Origin of the sequence: Sphingomonas sp. (genome assembly GCF_048595155.1) — a bacterium.
GTDB lineage: Bacteria > Pseudomonadota > Alphaproteobacteria > Sphingomonadales > Sphingomonadaceae > Sphingomonas_I.
The window spans coordinates 1-14,441 of record NZ_JBMDXN010000059.1; the positions used below are offsets into that span (position 1 = coordinate 1).

Genomic DNA, 14,441 nt, shown 5'->3' on the forward strand with positions numbered 1-14,441 from the left:
CGTGGCGGACACATTTGCGCCGTCGGGCCCGATGCTGCTGGATACGAAACTGCCATGAGCGGCGACGTGGACCGGCGCGGTCCGCACCAGGTCGACATGCCGGTAAATGCCGGCGCCTTCGTAGAACCAGCCTTCGCCCAGCGTCGCGTCGACCCGCACGGTGACGACGTTCGGGCCGCCCTCATAATCCAGGAAATCGCCGATCGGGACGGTGAAGGGCGCATAGCCGCTGTCGTTGGTGGCCACGACATAGCCGTTCACGAATATGATGCTGTTGCGGAACACGCCGTCAAATTCCAGCCACAGGCTGCGCTCCCGATCGGCGGGCGTGATGCCGAGCGCGGTGCGGTACCAGCCGATGCTGTTTTCCGGATGGTCGCGCCCGATCGCCTTGAAGCCATGGGCCGCGACCGCATCGGCACTTTCCTTGGGCGCCGCCTGTGCGGGCGGGGCAAAAGGCAGCTCCACCGCCCAATCATGCGGGACGCGCACCTTGCGCCAGCCACGGTCGTCAAAGTCCGCGCGGGACGCATCGGCGGTCTCGTAGCCTGCCTTGGCAAAGGTCCGCTGATTGCGGCCATAGCCGAAATCCCGGTCCAGGTCGGCCGCATGGCCCAAATGGAAGCGCCATTCGCTCAGGCGAGTCGAACGGGATGCAATGGCGCCATCGGCAGCCAGTGCCGTCTCGCCCGCCATCGGCACCACGCCGGTGGCAAGGCTTGCAAGCGTCGCGCTGGACTGCAGGAATTCTCGGCGGGAGGGCACAATGCATCCTAATTATGTGATCATTATCGCCGTGTAAGTGAAGGATGTATCGGGCGCGAGCCCGTTTATCGCGATGCTCGCCGCTGGCTGGCCGATTGTCTCGGATCTCGCCGTCAACTCCAGCCGAGGCCAAGGGCTTTCTGAATGGCGACATAATCCTGCGTCAGGCCGGCCTGCGCCAAAGATAGATTTTGCTGAACTGTGATCTGCTGGCGCTGTGTATCCAGCAGGTCGATCAAGGTGGTTGTGCCGGCACGATAACGTTGCAGCGACAATGCCACTGCTTCGTCCGCCGAAAGCTGCGCGCGTGCCTGTGCGGCGACGACCAGGCGACGGTTACGGTAACGCGACAGCGATCCCTCGGCGTCGCGCAGTGCGGTCAAGACAGTGCCACGATATTGGGCAGCTGCCTCGTCCCGAGCGGCCTCCGCTTGCGTCACGCGTGCCTTGTTGCGGCCGAAGTCCAGGAAGCTCCAGCTCAATTGCGGGGCGCCGAGCGCGGCGACATTGCCGAAGTCGGACAGATCGGACAGCGATGTGCCACCCAAGCCGATAATACCCATCAGGCTCAGTCGCGGGAAGCGGGCCGCTTCGGCAACGCCGATCCGTGCGGTGCGCGCCGCGAGGGTGCGTTCGGCAGCGCGGATGTCGGGCCGGCGCCGGAGCAAGGCAGCGGGATCGCCAATCGCGACGGCGGTCGGCGGCAGGGGAACAGGTTCCGTCTGCGCCAGAGCCGTGTCGACCGCGCCCAGCGCCTGGCCGGTAAGTGTCGCGAGTTCGTCGAGATATTGTTCCCGTTCTGCATCCAGCGGCACCGTATCGGCGCGCGTATTCTCCAGCTGGGTCTGGAGGCGGACGACATCTAGCCGCGACGCCGTGCCCTGCGCGAAGCGGTCACGGGTTAATGCCAGCATCTGCTCCTGCATCGCCACCGACTTGGCGTTAAGGGCGATCCGCCGTTGTCGATCGCGCAGGTTGATATAGGCCTGCGCAACCTCGGCGGTGAGACTCACCTGGGCATCGGCCAAATTGGCTTCCGCCGACTCCGCTTCAGCGCGCGCGGCCTCCACGGTGCGGCGCTGGCCGCCGAACAGATCGACTTCCCAGCTTGCGTCGAAGCCGACATTGTACAGGTTCAGGCTGGTCGTATTTCCTGAGGCGCTGTCATTCTCGCTATTGCTGCTCCCGCCGCCGAGATCGACGCCTGGAAGACGCGCATGGGCATAGAGCGCCATGGCGCTTGCGGTGGGCGCCTGATTGGCGCGCTCCAGGCGGAACGAAGCCCGTGCCTGGCGCAGCCGGGCCTCAGCCGCAGCCAGATCCGGGCTTGCCGCCAGCGCCTGTGTTTCCAAAGTGTTGAGCAACGGATCGTTCAACTGCTCCCACCAGTGCGCAACACCGGGCGCGGCAGCAACAGCCAGATTGCCTGTCCGCACGAAGTTGGCATGACTTAGATCCCCTGCCGCCGCCGGTGGCCCCGCATAATTGGGGCCGACCGTGCAACCCGTGAGCAGCAGGCTGGTAAGCGCGAGCGGAAGAAGGGCAGGGGTACGCATCAGCAGGTCCTCAATGCGCCGCGACGGGGGCACGGCCCCGCTGCAACGGCCGCAGAAACAGGATAAGGGGCGACACGCACAGAATGCCGACCGTCAGGATCCAAAACAGGTCGATGTAGGTCATGGTCAGCGCCTGCGTCTGGATCGTGCCTTCGATCGCACGCAACGCCGCGCTCTGGCTTCCAAGCGCTTGCGACTGTCCGGCGACATAGGTCTGCACGTTGACCGAATTGGCGGACAGCGTCTCCTCGATCCGCCGACTGTGCAGCCACAAGCGTTGATCCTGGATCACGGCCACGCCTGCCAGCGCTAGCGAGCCACCCAAATTGCGTGCCGCATTGTACAGGCCCGCCGCGTCGCTTGCCTGCTCGCGCGGCACCGACTGGATGGCCGCCTGATTCAGGAACAACATCGCGAAGATGGTGCCGGTGCCGCGCAGCAATTGCGAATAGACGAAGTCGCCGCCCGTCGAGAGCGCGGTCAGATCGGTTTCCATATAGGCGCTGAGCGCGAGCAAACCCATGCCGATGGAGACGGCAACGCGGATGTCGAACGCCCGCATCAGGATGGGCGTGATGGCGATCAGCATCAGCGTCGGCACGCCGGACAGTAGGACGATCACGCCGGCCTGGAGGCTGTTATAGCCGGCGATGGTCGCGAGGAACTGGGGGATCACATAAGAGGTGCCGTAAATCACCATGCCGACGACCGTCACCATCGCCACGACGCTGCCGAATTGCCGGTCGAGCAGCAGCTTCAGCCGGATCACGGGCCGCTTGGCGGCCGCCTGGCCCGCGAACAACAGCAGGAATCCGATGGCAGACACCACTGTCAGCCAAATGATCGTGGGCGAGGAGAACCATTGCTCGCGTTCGCCTTCTTCCAGCACGACCGTCAGGCCGCCCAGTCCGAACGCCAACCCGGCGATCCCGAGCCAGTCCGCCTCGCGCAGCAGGTCGAGCTTGGGTTTGTTATGGGGCAGGCCAACCAGCAGCAAAACCACCAACGCTGCGCAGACCGGCAGATTAAGGAAGAAAGCATAATGCCAGCTGACATTCTCGGTCAGCCAGCCGCCGATCACCGGGCCCACGACCGGGCCCAGCACGGCGGTCGCGCCGAACAAGGCGGTGCCGACCGGCTGCTGGTGGCGGGGCAGGCGGGTGGCGATGATAGTTTGCGCGGTCGGGATCATCGCCCCGCCGGTAAAGCCTTGACCGACGCGGCCGATGATCATCATCGTAAGCGTGCTCGATAGGCCGCAGATCATCGAGAAGATCGTGAACAGGATCGCGGCCAGAAGCAGCAGCGTCCGCAATCCCAGCAACCGCTCGAGCCAGCCGGCCAACGGGATGATGATGATCTCCGCGACCAGATAGGCGGTCGCGATCCACGTCCCCTCCGTGCCGCTGGCACCGATCTCACCCTGGATGGTCGGCAGCGATGAGTTGACGATCGAGATGTCGAGCGTCGCCATCAGCGCACCCAGCGTACCGGCCGCGACGGCCAGCCACGCAGCCGTGTCGGCCCGTTCCAGATGGTCGGGCGTGGCGGGGGCGGCGGTGCTGCTCACCGGGCCGCCTGATTCAACCGTTTCTGCTGATCCTTGATCCGGTCTTCAGCGCCCTTGGCCGAAATCGTGTCGACACTCACCGTCAACGAGAGGCCGGGAACCAGTATCGCGCGCGCTTCGGGGCCGGCCTCGATCGCGATCCGCACGGGGACGCGCTGAACGATCTTGGTGAAGTTGCCCGTCGCATTCTGTGGCGGCAGCAGCGAGAATTCGGCCCCCGTCCCCGGTGATACGCTCTGTACATGGCCGCGGAGGCTGACGCCGGGCAAGGCATCCACCCGAACCGTCACCGGCTGGCCCACGCGCATCAGGCCGATCTGTGTTTCCTTAAAATTGGCCGCGACATAGAGCCCGCCGAGCGGAACCACCGACATCATGCGCGTGCCGGATTGCACGAATTGGCCAACCCGGACCGTCTTGTCGCCGACACGGCCGTCAACGCTGGCACGCACGATCGTCGAGCCGACATTGACATTGGCCGCGGCCAACTGCGCCTGGGCGCTCTCGCCTTGCGCCTGGGCCTGCCGGATCTGCGCCTGCAAGGATCCGATGCGACGTTCCGCGCTGGTGAGCGCGGCCTGTTGCGCGGCGACGCGACTTGCCGCCTGGGCGGCCTGGTTGCGGAGGTTGTTCAGTCTTTCCCGCGTTTCCGCACCCGATGCCGCCAGTGGCGTGTAACGAGCAACTTCCTCGGCCGCGAAACGCGCATCGCTGCGGGCGACCGCCAGTTCGGCACGGGCCTGGCTGATCGCGGCCTGCTGCTCGCCGATGGTGGCCCGCACGTTGGCAACATTGGCGTCCGCGACGTCGATCTGTGCCTGATATTGTGCCGCCTGCGCGCGATAATCCCGCGGGTCGATGCGCACCAGCGGCTGGCCGGCCTTCACGTCCTGGTTGTCGGCAACCAGCACCTGCTCCACGTAGCCGGAAATTTTCGGCGACACAGTGACTGAGTCTGCGCGCAGGTAGGCGTCGTTGGTGCTCTCGACATATTTGCCGCGCGTCTCATAGTGGATGAACCATGCGACCAGCAGGATCAGGGCCAAGGGCCCAAGAACCATCAGCGCGCGACGGAATGTCCGTCTACGCGAGGAAGCCGGCTTGGCTTCGTCGGGTGCGCTTTGCGCATCGTCTGTCATGTCGATTTCGTTCCGTCCGTCCGACTCGTTACCGGCCTGTTGCGTCTGCAACAAAGCTATGGCAAGCCCATTTTATATGGGACCATGTTATTTCAGATGACTGATCTGAACGAAATCGTTGACGAGCTGCGCGATTTCTATCTGCGCGCGCACCGCGCCATCGATCGCGCGATGAAGATGGACGGCGTGTCGCTGGCGCGGGCTAAGTTGCTGAAGTTCATTGCAGCAGAGGGATCTGCGCGTTCGGCCGACATCGGTACTGCCTTTGGTTTTTCGCCACGCACCGTGACCGAGGCGATCGATGCGCTGGAGCGGGATGGCCTTGTCCAGCGTACGCCCGATCCCACCGATCGGCGGGCCAAGCGTCTCTCGATCACACCGGCAGGGGAGGCTGCCCTTGCGGCATCCGAGCCGGCGCGTCAGAAATTTGTTACAAATGTATTCGGAATACTCTCCGAACAAGAACAGCAGGCTTTGTTCAAGGCGCTTCGCAAGATGAACGATCGCCTCGAAGAGATTGACGCCGACTGAAGCATCCCCACATGGGCGCCACCTCACCGTGCGCGTATTGCGTGTTTCCGACCTCGCTTTGAAGGGCGTCCATGCCGCCGATCCTGTCCGTCGCTGCTGCCAGCAAGCGATATAAGTCCGGGCTTGTGGCCCTCGATCATGTCGATCTGGAGATCCAGCGCGGCGAAATTTTCGCGCTGCTGGGGCCTAATGGCGCCGGCAAGACAACGCTGATCAGCCTGATCTGCGGCACCGTGACCATGACATCCGGGACGATCAGGGTGGACGGGCATGATATCGCCTCTGACTATCGTGCCGCGCGCGCCAAGATCGGCCTGGTGCCGCAGGAAGTCGCGGTCGATATCTTCGCGACCGTGCTCGGAACGGTAAGCTTCAGCCGCGGCTTGTTCGGCCGTTCCGCCCATCCTGCCTATATCGAACAATTGCTGCGAGATTTGTCGCTGTGGGACAAGCGCAACAGCAAGATCATCGAATTGTCGGGTGGGATGAAGCGGCGGGTGATGATCGCCAAGGCGCTCAGCCACGAACCCGATCTGCTGTTTCTCGACGAGCCGACGGCGGGCGTCGACGTCAACCTACGCCGCGATATGTGGGCGCTCGTGCGTAAGCTGCGGGAGAAGGGCACCACCATCATCCTCACCACCCATTATATCGAAGAGGCGGAGGAAATGGCCGATCGTGTCGGCGTGATCGATCATGGGCGGATCCTGCTGGTGGAAGAAAAAGCGGCCCTGATGCGCAAGCTTGGCAAGCGGCGGCTCACGCTCGCGCTGCAAGAGACTTTGTCCGCCTTGCCGGCAGCGCTGGCCGCCTGGCCGCTCACGCTTGAGCAGGATGGGTCGCAATTGGTCTACACGTTCGACGCCGAGGCCGAGGATACCGGCATGCCCTCCCTGCTACGGCGGCTGGGCGAACTCGGTATCGACTATCGCGACCTGGATACGTCACGCAGTTCGCTCGAAGATATCTTTGTGACCCTGGTGGAGCGTCCGGCATGAGCGGCATCAACCTTTCGGGCATGAAGGCGATCTACAAGACGGAGATGGCGCGTACGTTGCGCACCGTCTGGCAGAGCATCGCTACGCCGGTCGTCACCACCGCGCTGTATTTCATCGTTTTCGGCGGCGCGTTCGGCTCCCGCATGCCGCAACTCGGCGGCGGCGTCGGCTATGGCGGGTTCATCGTGCCCGGCCTGATCATGCTGACCTTGCTGACGCAGAGCATCAGCAATGCCTCGATCGGCATCTATTTCCCCAAATTCACCGGCACGATCTTCGAGATTTTGTCGGCGCCCATGTCCTATGTCGAAACGGTCGCCGCCTATGTCGGCGCGGCCGCCACCAAATCGGTGGTGATCGGCCTGATCATTCTGGTGACATCGACCTTCTTTACCGACGTGCGCATCGTCCACCCGGTATGGATGGTCGCCTTCCTGCTGCTGACGTCGATCGCCTTCAGCCTGTTCGGTTTCATCATCGGTATATGGGCCAAGAGCTTCGAGCAGCTCGCCATCATCCCGGCGTTGGTGATTACCCCGCTCACCTTTCTGGGCGGGGCTTTCTACCCGATCGATATGCTGCGCGAACCGTGGCACAGGATCAGCCTGTTCAATCCCGTCGTCTATCTCGTCAGCGGCTTCCGCTGGAGTTTCTACGGGGTTGGCGACGTAAGTGTCGGCCAAAGCCTCGCCGTGACCGCCGCCTTCCTGATAGCCTGTCTTGTTCTGCTCTGGTGGATCTTCAAGACCGGCTGGCGGCTGAAGCCCTGAACCGCTCAGGCATGCATCATGCGGGCCGGGATACGGGATACCGGGCCCGTTATGACCTTGCTCTTATAGATGCGGCCGATCGTCGCGGCATCGTCGCCATTCTTCAGTACTATGCGGGTGCCGCCTGAAACGAGTGACTCGATCTGGGTAATGGCGACCTTCTGCTTCACGCACGTGGCGAGAACATGCTCCTGGGGAGCATTGAGGTTGAGTGCGCGTGACATCGTAAATCTCCTGCGCGGTCCCACCGCGTCAGCCGGAATAGGCAGCGCACGCCTAGCATAGATCGGAAGCGGAGTCGCGCTGTTTGGAAAACGCGCAAGCCGCTCGGCAATAATTCGGAAATCCTGTGCTTGATCGAGCCGTGCGCAGCCCAGGTTGATTTTTCCGGAAACTAAACCTATTTAGAGACTGCTAACGTCGCCTGCGACGGAATTCGATGCCCTTTACGGCAATTGTTCCATTTCACGCTTCACGGCCCTTTCGGCGCTTTGCCGGCGGGAACCCCGTTTTCGTGAAAGGAAACATCCCATGCCAGTAGGCACCGTAAAATTCTTCAATAACGACAAGGGCTTTGGCTTCATTGCGCCCGATGATGGCAGCAAGGACAGCTTCGTCCATATCAGCGCCGTCGAACGCGCCGGCATGGCCACGCTCGATCAGAACCAGCGTCTCCGCTACGACGTCGAAGCGGATAGGCGTGGCCGGGAATCGGCGGTCAATCTCGAGGCGGCGTAAGACACATGGCCAAAGAAGATCTGATGACCTTCGACGGCCTGATCGATGAGATCTTGCCGGATGGGCGCTTCCGCGTCCTTCTCGACAATGATCACAGGATCATCGCGTATACGGCCGGCCGGATGCGGCGTAACCGCATCCGATCGGTCGTGGGCGATCGCGTCCAGGTCGAAATGACGCCTTACGATCTCGATAAGGGGCGCATCATTTTCCGCGAGCCGACGGCCCGCGTCGTTGGATCCGGGCAGCGGCGGACGTTCCGGCGCTAGCAACCCATCCTCTATTTGAAAACGCGCACGAGCAAGTGCGCACCAGGAATTATGCACACACAATCACTGACATCCGTGGCGCATTCGCGTCGCGCCCTATCACGCGTTCCCACATCTTACCTTCCCAGGCAGCAGCAGCTGCGCTCGCCATTGTCGCGGGCGGATATGCGCCGGATCGTTGCCGAAATGCTCGGCTGATCCTGTCACGCGCCGGAAGCAATTTCAGGTCAGGAGCCTTTAATGTCTACTAACAGCGACTTGTATCTGGCGCGTGCGGAAGACGCCGCACAACAGGCCAAAGACACCAACCTCGCCAATGTGAAAGAGAGCTGCTTGCGCTCCGAGGCGGCGTGGCGCCTGATGGCCGCGCGCGCGATCCGCGCCGAAAACCTCCGCGACGCCGCGCGGCCGGCTGAAGGAAATGACACATGAACAAACCGTTCCGTAATCGCTTTTCCGGTCCGCGCCTTTCGCCTGAGGAGGCCGAACGGCAGGGCCGGGCGACCAGCCTGGCCTTCGATACGCTTGGCGAGTCCGACGCGGTGATCGCTTTCCTCAACGCGGACGATCCTGCCATGGGTGGGCGTCCGCTGGATCTCGCGATCGCGAGCCCGGAAGGTCTGTTGATCGTTGAGCGTGCCTTGGCAGCCCGCAAGACCGCCTGACCGGCCGGTCAGGATGGTGCCGTGCTGCTGACGATCCATCATCGTACGACATATCATTACGCCCGTGCGGTTGCCTTGCAGCCGCATCGGCTGTTGCTATGCCCGCGCGGCCAGCATGATTTGAAGCTGGTCACCCGGCGACTGTGGTGCGCGCCATCGGCCCGGCTCGACTGGAGCCAAGATGTGTTCGGCAACCTGATCGCCACCGCTATGTTTGCCGAGCCGACTGATCGGCTGATCATCGATAGCCACTTGCTGGTCGAGCAATGCGCGGAGGCTTGGCCCGTCTTTACGATCGCGCCTTTCGCGCATCGTCATCCCTTCGCATACGCGCCCGACGAGATGCTCGATCTGGGTGCGTTGCTCGTGTCGACCTCCGCTGCGCGGGGCGATGCCCTGTCGGCATGGGTGGCGGGGTTCGGGGACGGCTTGCCGTCCGATACGCTCTCGCTGCTGCAAGCCATCAACAGCCGCATCAATCGCGATATCGGCTACCGTCAGCGCGACGAAGAAGGCACGCAGTCAGCCGAAGACACGCTTGTGCTTGCCAGCGGCTCGTGCCGCGATCTCGCGACCCTATTTATCGAGACTGCTCGCCGCCTCGGCTTTGCCGCGCGCGCGGTCTCAGGTTACCTTTATGACGCTAGGAGCGGTGGCGAGGGGCAGCATGGGGCGACCCATGCCTGGGCCGAAATCTACCTGCCCGATGCCGGCTGGATCGCCTTCGATCCCACCAATACTCGGATGGGCAGCGCCAATCTTGTCCCCGTCGCCGTCGCCCGCACGATCGCACAAATCATGCCGATCAGCGGCGGCTACGTCGGTGCGGCCGAGGATTTCATCGATATGGAGGTCGAGGTGCAGGCTATCGCTGGTGAATCGCCGCGGTAACTTGCGACGATTCACGTCGATGACGGAGGCTACAAACCCGGCGACAAAGTTTCGCAGCGCAGTACATACCCCTCGATGGCCTATGCAATTCTGGGGGTAGCGATCCTCGCCGAGGTGATCGCGACGTCATTCATGAAGCAATCGAACGGCTTCACCAAGCTGGGGCCGTCGATCGTCACCGCCATCGGTTACGGCATTGCCTTCTTCTGTCTCTCGCAGGTCTTAAAGACGATCCCGACGGGCGTAGCTTATGCGATCTGGTCCGGCGTCGGCATCGTGCTGATCGCGAGCGCGGCTTGGGCATTTCATGGGCAAAAGCTGGACGCGCCGGCGATGATCGGTATGGCCCTCGTCATCGCCGGCCTTGTCGTCATGAATGTCTTCTCGAAGGTCGTGCACTAGGTCCTACGCGTGCTCCAAACGGTCCCGACCTTGACCGGGCGTTGCGGGCGGTAAGGCCCACCCGATCAAGCAAGACATCAACTGCATAATCGCGATTTTAACGCAGAACATATGCCGATGCTCTGCACGCTATCTCGTTTCCCTATGCGCGCGCTGCCTAATGCTGAACCTCGAGTTTAAGCGCGAGGACTTAACGTGCAAGACATCATCTGGATCAGCATCATGCTGGGACTGGTAGCGGCAACGCTCGCCTATGTCCGGCTGTGCGACAATGCGTGAGGGCGTCGGCGCATGACCCTCGATCTCTGGCTCGCCGCGATCACCGCGCTCGGCCTTCTCCTTTATCTTGTGGCCGTGCTTCTGCGGCCCGAACGCTTCTGACGGGAGCGGCATCATGACACCCCAGGGCTGGATCCTGATCCTCGTATTTGTCGGTATATTGCTGGCACTCGCCAAGCCGATCGGTCTTTGGCTGTTCGCGCTTTATGAAGGGCGCAGGACGCCGCTTCATGTCGTGCTCGGCCCCGTCGAGCGCGGCTTCTATCGTCTATCCGGCGTCGATCCGGCGGCTGAGATGGGTTGGCGCCGCTACGCCGTCCACATGCTGCTGTTCAACGTCGTATTGACGCTGTTTACCTACGCCATTTTGCGTCTGCAGGCCGTTCTTCCCCTCAACGCGCCCGCTATGTCGGGCATCACCCCCGATGGCGCCGCCAATACGGCGGTCAGCTTTGCCACGAACACCAATTGGCAATGGTATTCGGGCGAGGCAGCGATGTCGAACCTCAGTCAGATGCTGGCGCTGGCGATCCACAATTTCACGTCTGCTGCCACCGGTATCGCGCTTGCCTTCGCGCTGTTTCGCGGTTTCGCGCGCCGTCAGACGGCGACGCTCGGTAATTTCTGGGCGGATATGACGCGGGTCACGCTCTATCTGCTGTTGCCGGTGTGCGTGCTGTACTCCGTCTATCTAATCGCGAGCGGCGTGCCTCAGACCCTCACCCAACAGGTTACCGCCAACACGATGGAGGGCGCCAAACAGGTGATCACGCTTGGTCCGGTGGCATCGCAGGAAGCGATCAAGATGCTCGGCACCAATGGTGGCGGTTTCTTCAACGCCAACAGCGCGCATCCCTTCGAAAATCCCAGCGCGCTCACCAATCTGGTGCAGATGCTGTCGATCTTCGCGATCGGTGTCGGCCTCACCTGGTGCTTCGGCAAGGCGGTCGGCAATGTGCGGCAAGGCTGGGCGATCCTGGCCGCCATGATGCTCATGTTCATCGCGGGCGTTGCCGTCTGCTATTGGCAGGAAGCGGCGGGCAATCCGATGCTGCACCAGCTCGGCCTGGCCGGCGGTAATATGGAGGGCAAAGAGGTCCGCTTCGGCACCGCTGCGTCGTCCTTGTTCGCTGTGGTCACGACCGCTGCATCCTGTGGCGCCGTCAATGCGATGCACGACAGCTTCACCGCCATTGGCGGGCTCGTTCCCATCTTCAACATGCAATTGGGTGAGATCGTCGTCGGTGGCGTCGGTGCGGGCATCTACGGCTTCCTGCTGTTCGCCATCCTCGCCGTGTTCGTTGCAGGCCTCATGGTCGGCCGTACGCCGGAATATGTCGGCAAGAAGATCGAAAGCCGCGAAGTGAAGCTTGCGGTGCTCGCTATCGCCGTACTGCCGCTGGCAATCCTGGGGGGTGCGGCCATCGCCAGTGTCACGACCGCCGGGCTGGCAGGGCCGCTCAACAAGGGGCCTCATGGCTTTTCGGAGATCCTTTACGCCTTCACCAGTGCAGTGGCCAATAACGGGTCGGCTTTCGGGGGCATTACCTCCGGCACGCCCTTCTACAACGGCATGCTGGCTGTATGCATGTGGATCGGTCGCTTCTTCGTAATCGTGCCGATGCTGGCAATTGCCGGCAGCCTCGCCGCAAAGAAGCATACGCCGGAAAGCGCCGGCTCCTTCCCCACTACGGGCGGGCTGTGGGTCGGTCTCCTGATCGGGGTCATCCTGATTATGGGCGGCCTCACTTTCCTGCCGAGCCTCGCGCTTGGCCCTATCGCTGATCATCTTTCGATGATCGGCGGCCATCTCTCCTGATCGGGACGCAAATCATGGCGCGCACCGCTACAAAATCCCTGTTCACCGCCGATCTGCTGCTGCCGGCGATCGGACAATCCTTCCTCAAGCTGAACCCGCGCCAGCTGGTGCGCAATCCAGTGATGTTCGTCACGGCCTGCGTCGCTCTGCTGCTGACCGTGCTGCTCGCGTTGGGCCACGACAATCTCGCCTTCGGCTTCAAGGCCCAGTTGGTCGTATGGCTCTGGCTCACCGTGCTCTTCGGGACGTTTGCCGAGGCGCTGGCGGAGGGCCGCGGCAAGGCCCAGGCGGCTAGCCTGCGCGCCACCAAGGCGGAACTGACCGCGCGTCGCATCAAGGGCAGCAGCCTGGAGGATGTGCCCGCCAGCGCACTGCGCGTCGGCGACGTTGTTCTGGTGCGGACCGGCGACCTCATTCCGTCGGACGGCGAGGTCGTGGAGGGCGTCGCGTCGGTCAACGAAGCCGCCATTACCGGCGAAAGCGCGCCGGTGATCCGCGAGGCGGGCGGCGATCGCTCCGCCGTCACCGCCGGCACCCGCGTCATCTCCGATCAGATCAAGGTGCGTGTCACGGTCAATCCGGGGCAGGGCTTTCTCGACCGCATGATCGCGTTGGTCGAAGGCGCCGAGCGCCAGAAGACGCCGAACGAAATTGCGCTGACGATCCTGCTGGTCGGCCTGACCATCATCTTCCTCATCGCCGTGGGCACGGTACCGAGCTTCGCATCCTATGCAGGCGGCGTCATCCCCGTGACGATGCTTGCGGCTCTGCTGATCACCCTTATCCCGACTACGATCGCGGCGCTGCTGTCGGCTATCGGTATTGCCGGCATGGACCGGCTGGTGCGCTTCAACGTGCTCGCCAAATCGGGCCGTGCGGTCGAAGCGGCTGGCGACATTGACGTGCTGCTGCTCGACAAGACGGGCACGATCACGATCGGCGACCGCCAGGCAAGCGAGTTCCGCACAGTGGGCTCGGTCAAGGTTTCCGAACTCGCCGAAGCAGCATTGCTTGCCAGCCTCGCCGACGAGACGCCGGAAGGCCGCTCGGTCGTGGTTTTGGCGCGCGAGAAATTCGGCATCCAGACGACGGCTTTGCCGGAAGGTGCGGAAATCATTCCCTTTACCGCGCAGACGCGCATCTCGGGCGTCCGCTTCGGGACCACCCTGATCCAGAAGGGCGCGGTCGACTCGATCCTCAAGGCCAATCCGGGGTCAGGCAATGGCACCGCCGCAACCGAATTGCGCCGCTCGACCGATGATATCGCACGCGCCGGCATGACCCCCTTGGCAGTCGCCAAGGACGGCCGCCTGCTGGGCGTCATCGCGCTCAAGGACGTAGTGAAAGCCGGCATCCGCGAACGGTTTGGTGAGTTGCGGCAGATGGGCATCCGCACGGTGATGATCACCGGCGACAATCCCCTGACCGCCGCCGCCATCGCCGCCGAAGCGGGTGTCGACGATTTCCTCGCGCAGGCCACGCCGGAGGACAAGCTCGCGCTGATCCGCAGCGAGCAGCAGGGCGGCAAGCTCGTCGCCATGTGCGGTGACGGCACCAACGATGCGCCCGCATTGGCGCAGGCCGATGTCGGCGTTGCGATGAATACCGGCACGCAGGCCGCACGCGAGGCGGGCAACATGGTCGATCTCGACAGCGACCCGACCAAGCTCATCGAAGTGGTGGGCCTGGGCAAGCAGCTGCTGATGACGCGCGGCGCGCTTACCACCTTCTCGGTGGCCAACGACGTCGCCAAATATTTCGCGATCATCCCGGCCATGTTCGTCATCCTTTATCCGGGGCTGGCGGTGCTCAACCTGATGCACCTCGCCACGCCGAACAGCGCCATCCTCTCGGCGATCATCTTCAATGCACTGATCATCCCCGCGCTCGTGCCGCTCGCGCTCAAGGGCGTCACCTACAAGCCGATGGGAGCCGGGCCACTGCTGCGCCGCAACCTCGCCATCTACGGCTTGGGTGGGCTGATCGCCCCCTTCCTGGGGATCAAGATCATCGACATCGCGGTGGCGGGCCTCGGCCTGGCCTGACTCC

At 63.0% G+C, this 14,441-nt stretch carries 17 protein-coding genes; 12 read left to right on the top strand and 5 right to left on the bottom strand.

Annotated features, from left to right (window positions below; all coding sequences use genetic code 11):
* The 4 genes from ACOJSI_RS09900 to ACOJSI_RS09915 all read right to left on the bottom strand — a co-directional run.
* Window positions 1-765: sugar-binding domain-containing protein (locus ACOJSI_RS09900; RefSeq protein WP_420138116.1), on the bottom strand; the 765-nt coding region annotated here is incomplete at its 3' end.
* A gap of 113 nt (window positions 766-878) precedes the next feature.
* Complete coding sequence (locus tag ACOJSI_RS09905) at window positions 879-2,321, bottom strand: efflux transporter outer membrane subunit (RefSeq protein WP_420138117.1); 1,443 nt, start codon at window positions 2,319-2,321, stop codon at window positions 879-881.
* 10 nt (window positions 2,322-2,331) lie between these two features.
* Complete coding sequence (locus ACOJSI_RS09910; protein WP_420138118.1) at window positions 2,332-3,891, bottom strand: MDR family MFS transporter; 1,560 nt, start codon at window positions 3,889-3,891, stop codon at window positions 2,332-2,334.
* On the bottom strand, window positions 3,888-5,030 hold the full coding sequence (locus ACOJSI_RS09915; protein ID WP_420138119.1) for an HlyD family secretion protein: 1,143 nt from the start codon (window positions 5,028-5,030) through the stop codon (window positions 3,888-3,890). The genes ACOJSI_RS09910 and ACOJSI_RS09915 overlap by 4 nt, the downstream gene beginning before the upstream one ends.
* Window positions 5,031-5,126: 96 nt before the next feature.
* Between ACOJSI_RS09915 and ACOJSI_RS09920 the strand changes: the two genes are divergently transcribed.
* The 3 genes from ACOJSI_RS09920 to ACOJSI_RS09930 all read left to right on the top strand — a co-directional run bounded on the left by ACOJSI_RS09920 (window position 5,127) and on the right by ACOJSI_RS09930 (window position 7,329).
* A complete protein-coding gene (locus ACOJSI_RS09920) occupies window positions 5,127-5,561 on the top strand; it encodes a MarR family winged helix-turn-helix transcriptional regulator (RefSeq protein ID WP_420138120.1) in 435 nt (144 codons plus the stop codon).
* A gap of 71 nt (window positions 5,562-5,632) precedes the next feature.
* On the top strand, window positions 5,633-6,559 hold the full coding sequence (locus tag ACOJSI_RS09925; protein ID WP_420138121.1) for an ABC transporter ATP-binding protein: 927 nt from the start codon (window positions 5,633-5,635) through the stop codon (window positions 6,557-6,559).
* A complete protein-coding gene (locus ACOJSI_RS09930; protein ID WP_420138122.1) occupies window positions 6,556-7,329 on the top strand; it encodes an ABC transporter permease in 774 nt (257 codons plus the stop codon). The genes ACOJSI_RS09925 and ACOJSI_RS09930 overlap by 4 nt, the downstream gene beginning before the upstream one ends.
* 5 nt (window positions 7,330-7,334) lie before the next feature.
* Here the strand turns inward: ACOJSI_RS09930 and ACOJSI_RS09935 are convergent, their stop codons facing one another.
* Complete coding sequence (locus tag ACOJSI_RS09935; RefSeq protein ID WP_420138123.1) at window positions 7,335-7,553, bottom strand: hypothetical protein; 219 nt, start codon at window positions 7,551-7,553, stop codon at window positions 7,335-7,337.
* A 307-nt stretch (window positions 7,554-7,860) separates the two neighbouring features.
* Here ACOJSI_RS09935 and ACOJSI_RS09940 point away from each other — a divergent pair, with 307 nt between their 5' ends.
* The 9 genes from ACOJSI_RS09940 to kdpB all read left to right on the top strand — a co-directional run bounded on the left by ACOJSI_RS09940 (window position 7,861) and on the right by kdpB (window position 14,437).
* Entirely contained in the window at window positions 7,861-8,067 is a 207-nt protein-coding gene (locus tag ACOJSI_RS09940) for a cold-shock protein (RefSeq protein WP_420138124.1), read from the top strand.
* 5 nt (window positions 8,068-8,072) lie between these two features.
* Complete coding sequence (infA, locus tag ACOJSI_RS09945) at window positions 8,073-8,336, top strand: translation initiation factor IF-1 (RefSeq protein ID WP_420138125.1); 264 nt, start codon at window positions 8,073-8,075, stop codon at window positions 8,334-8,336.
* Window positions 8,337-8,594: 258 nt separating this feature from the next.
* Window positions 8,595-8,768, top strand: a complete 174-nt coding sequence (locus ACOJSI_RS09950) for a hypothetical protein (RefSeq protein ID WP_420138126.1) — start codon at window positions 8,595-8,597, stop codon at window positions 8,766-8,768.
* Window positions 8,765-9,001 (top strand): hypothetical protein, encoded by a 237-nt coding sequence (locus ACOJSI_RS09955; RefSeq protein WP_420138127.1) that lies wholly within the window; start codon window positions 8,765-8,767, stop codon window positions 8,999-9,001. The genes ACOJSI_RS09950 and ACOJSI_RS09955 overlap by 4 nt, the downstream gene beginning before the upstream one ends.
* A gap of 21 nt (window positions 9,002-9,022) precedes the next feature.
* Entirely contained in the window at window positions 9,023-9,892 is an 870-nt protein-coding gene (locus ACOJSI_RS09960; protein ID WP_420138128.1) for a transglutaminase family protein, read from the top strand.
* Window positions 9,893-9,967: 75 nt separating this feature from the next.
* Entirely contained in the window at window positions 9,968-10,294 is a 327-nt protein-coding gene (locus tag ACOJSI_RS09965; RefSeq protein WP_420138129.1) for an SMR family transporter, read from the top strand.
* Between the two features lie 291 nt (window positions 10,295-10,585).
* On the top strand, window positions 10,586-10,675 hold the full coding sequence (kdpF, locus tag ACOJSI_RS09970; protein ID WP_420138130.1) for a K(+)-transporting ATPase subunit F: 90 nt from the start codon (window positions 10,586-10,588) through the stop codon (window positions 10,673-10,675).
* Between the two features lie 13 nt (window positions 10,676-10,688).
* On the top strand, window positions 10,689-12,392 hold the full coding sequence (kdpA, locus tag ACOJSI_RS09975) for a potassium-transporting ATPase subunit KdpA (protein WP_420138131.1): 1,704 nt from the start codon (window positions 10,689-10,691) through the stop codon (window positions 12,390-12,392).
* 14 nt (window positions 12,393-12,406) lie between these two features.
* Window positions 12,407-14,437 carry a potassium-transporting ATPase subunit KdpB gene (gene kdpB, locus ACOJSI_RS09980; protein ID WP_420138132.1) on the top strand — a complete coding sequence of 677 codons (2,031 nt, stop codon included), beginning with the start codon at window positions 12,407-12,409 and terminating at the stop codon, window positions 14,435-14,437.
* Window positions 14,438-14,441: the final 4 nt, after the last annotated feature.

Excerpts from the sequence above, each read along its gene's own strand:
- ACOJSI_RS09905 (WP_420138117.1), bottom strand. The coding sequence starts at position 2,321 with ATGCGTACCCCTGCCCTTCTTCCGCTCGCGCTTACCAGCCTGCTGCTC.
- ACOJSI_RS09915 (WP_420138119.1), bottom strand. The coding sequence starts at position 5,030 with ATGACAGACGATGCGCAAAGCGCACCCGACGAAGCCAAGCCGGCTTCC.
- ACOJSI_RS09920 (WP_420138120.1), top strand. The coding sequence starts at position 5,127 with ATGACTGATCTGAACGAAATCGTTGACGAGCTGCGCGATTTCTATCTG.
- ACOJSI_RS09925 (WP_420138121.1), top strand. The coding sequence starts at position 5,633 with ATGCCGCCGATCCTGTCCGTCGCTGCTGCCAGCAAGCGATATAAGTCC.
- ACOJSI_RS09930 (WP_420138122.1), top strand. The coding sequence starts at position 6,556 with ATGAGCGGCATCAACCTTTCGGGCATGAAGGCGATCTACAAGACGGAG.
- ACOJSI_RS09935 (WP_420138123.1), bottom strand. The coding sequence starts at position 7,553 with ATGTCACGCGCACTCAACCTCAATGCTCCCCAGGAGCATGTTCTCGCC.
- ACOJSI_RS09940 (WP_420138124.1), top strand. The coding sequence starts at position 7,861 with ATGCCAGTAGGCACCGTAAAATTCTTCAATAACGACAAGGGCTTTGGC.
- infA (WP_420138125.1), top strand. The coding sequence starts at position 8,073 with ATGGCCAAAGAAGATCTGATGACCTTCGACGGCCTGATCGATGAGATC.
- ACOJSI_RS09955 (WP_420138127.1), top strand. The coding sequence starts at position 8,765 with ATGAACAAACCGTTCCGTAATCGCTTTTCCGGTCCGCGCCTTTCGCCT.
- ACOJSI_RS09965 (WP_420138129.1), top strand. The coding sequence starts at position 9,968 with ATGGCCTATGCAATTCTGGGGGTAGCGATCCTCGCCGAGGTGATCGCG.
- kdpF (WP_420138130.1), top strand. The coding sequence starts at position 10,586 with ATGACCCTCGATCTCTGGCTCGCCGCGATCACCGCGCTCGGCCTTCTC.
- kdpA (WP_420138131.1), top strand. The coding sequence starts at position 10,689 with ATGACACCCCAGGGCTGGATCCTGATCCTCGTATTTGTCGGTATATTG.
- kdpB (WP_420138132.1), top strand. The coding sequence starts at position 12,407 with ATGGCGCGCACCGCTACAAAATCCCTGTTCACCGCCGATCTGCTGCTG.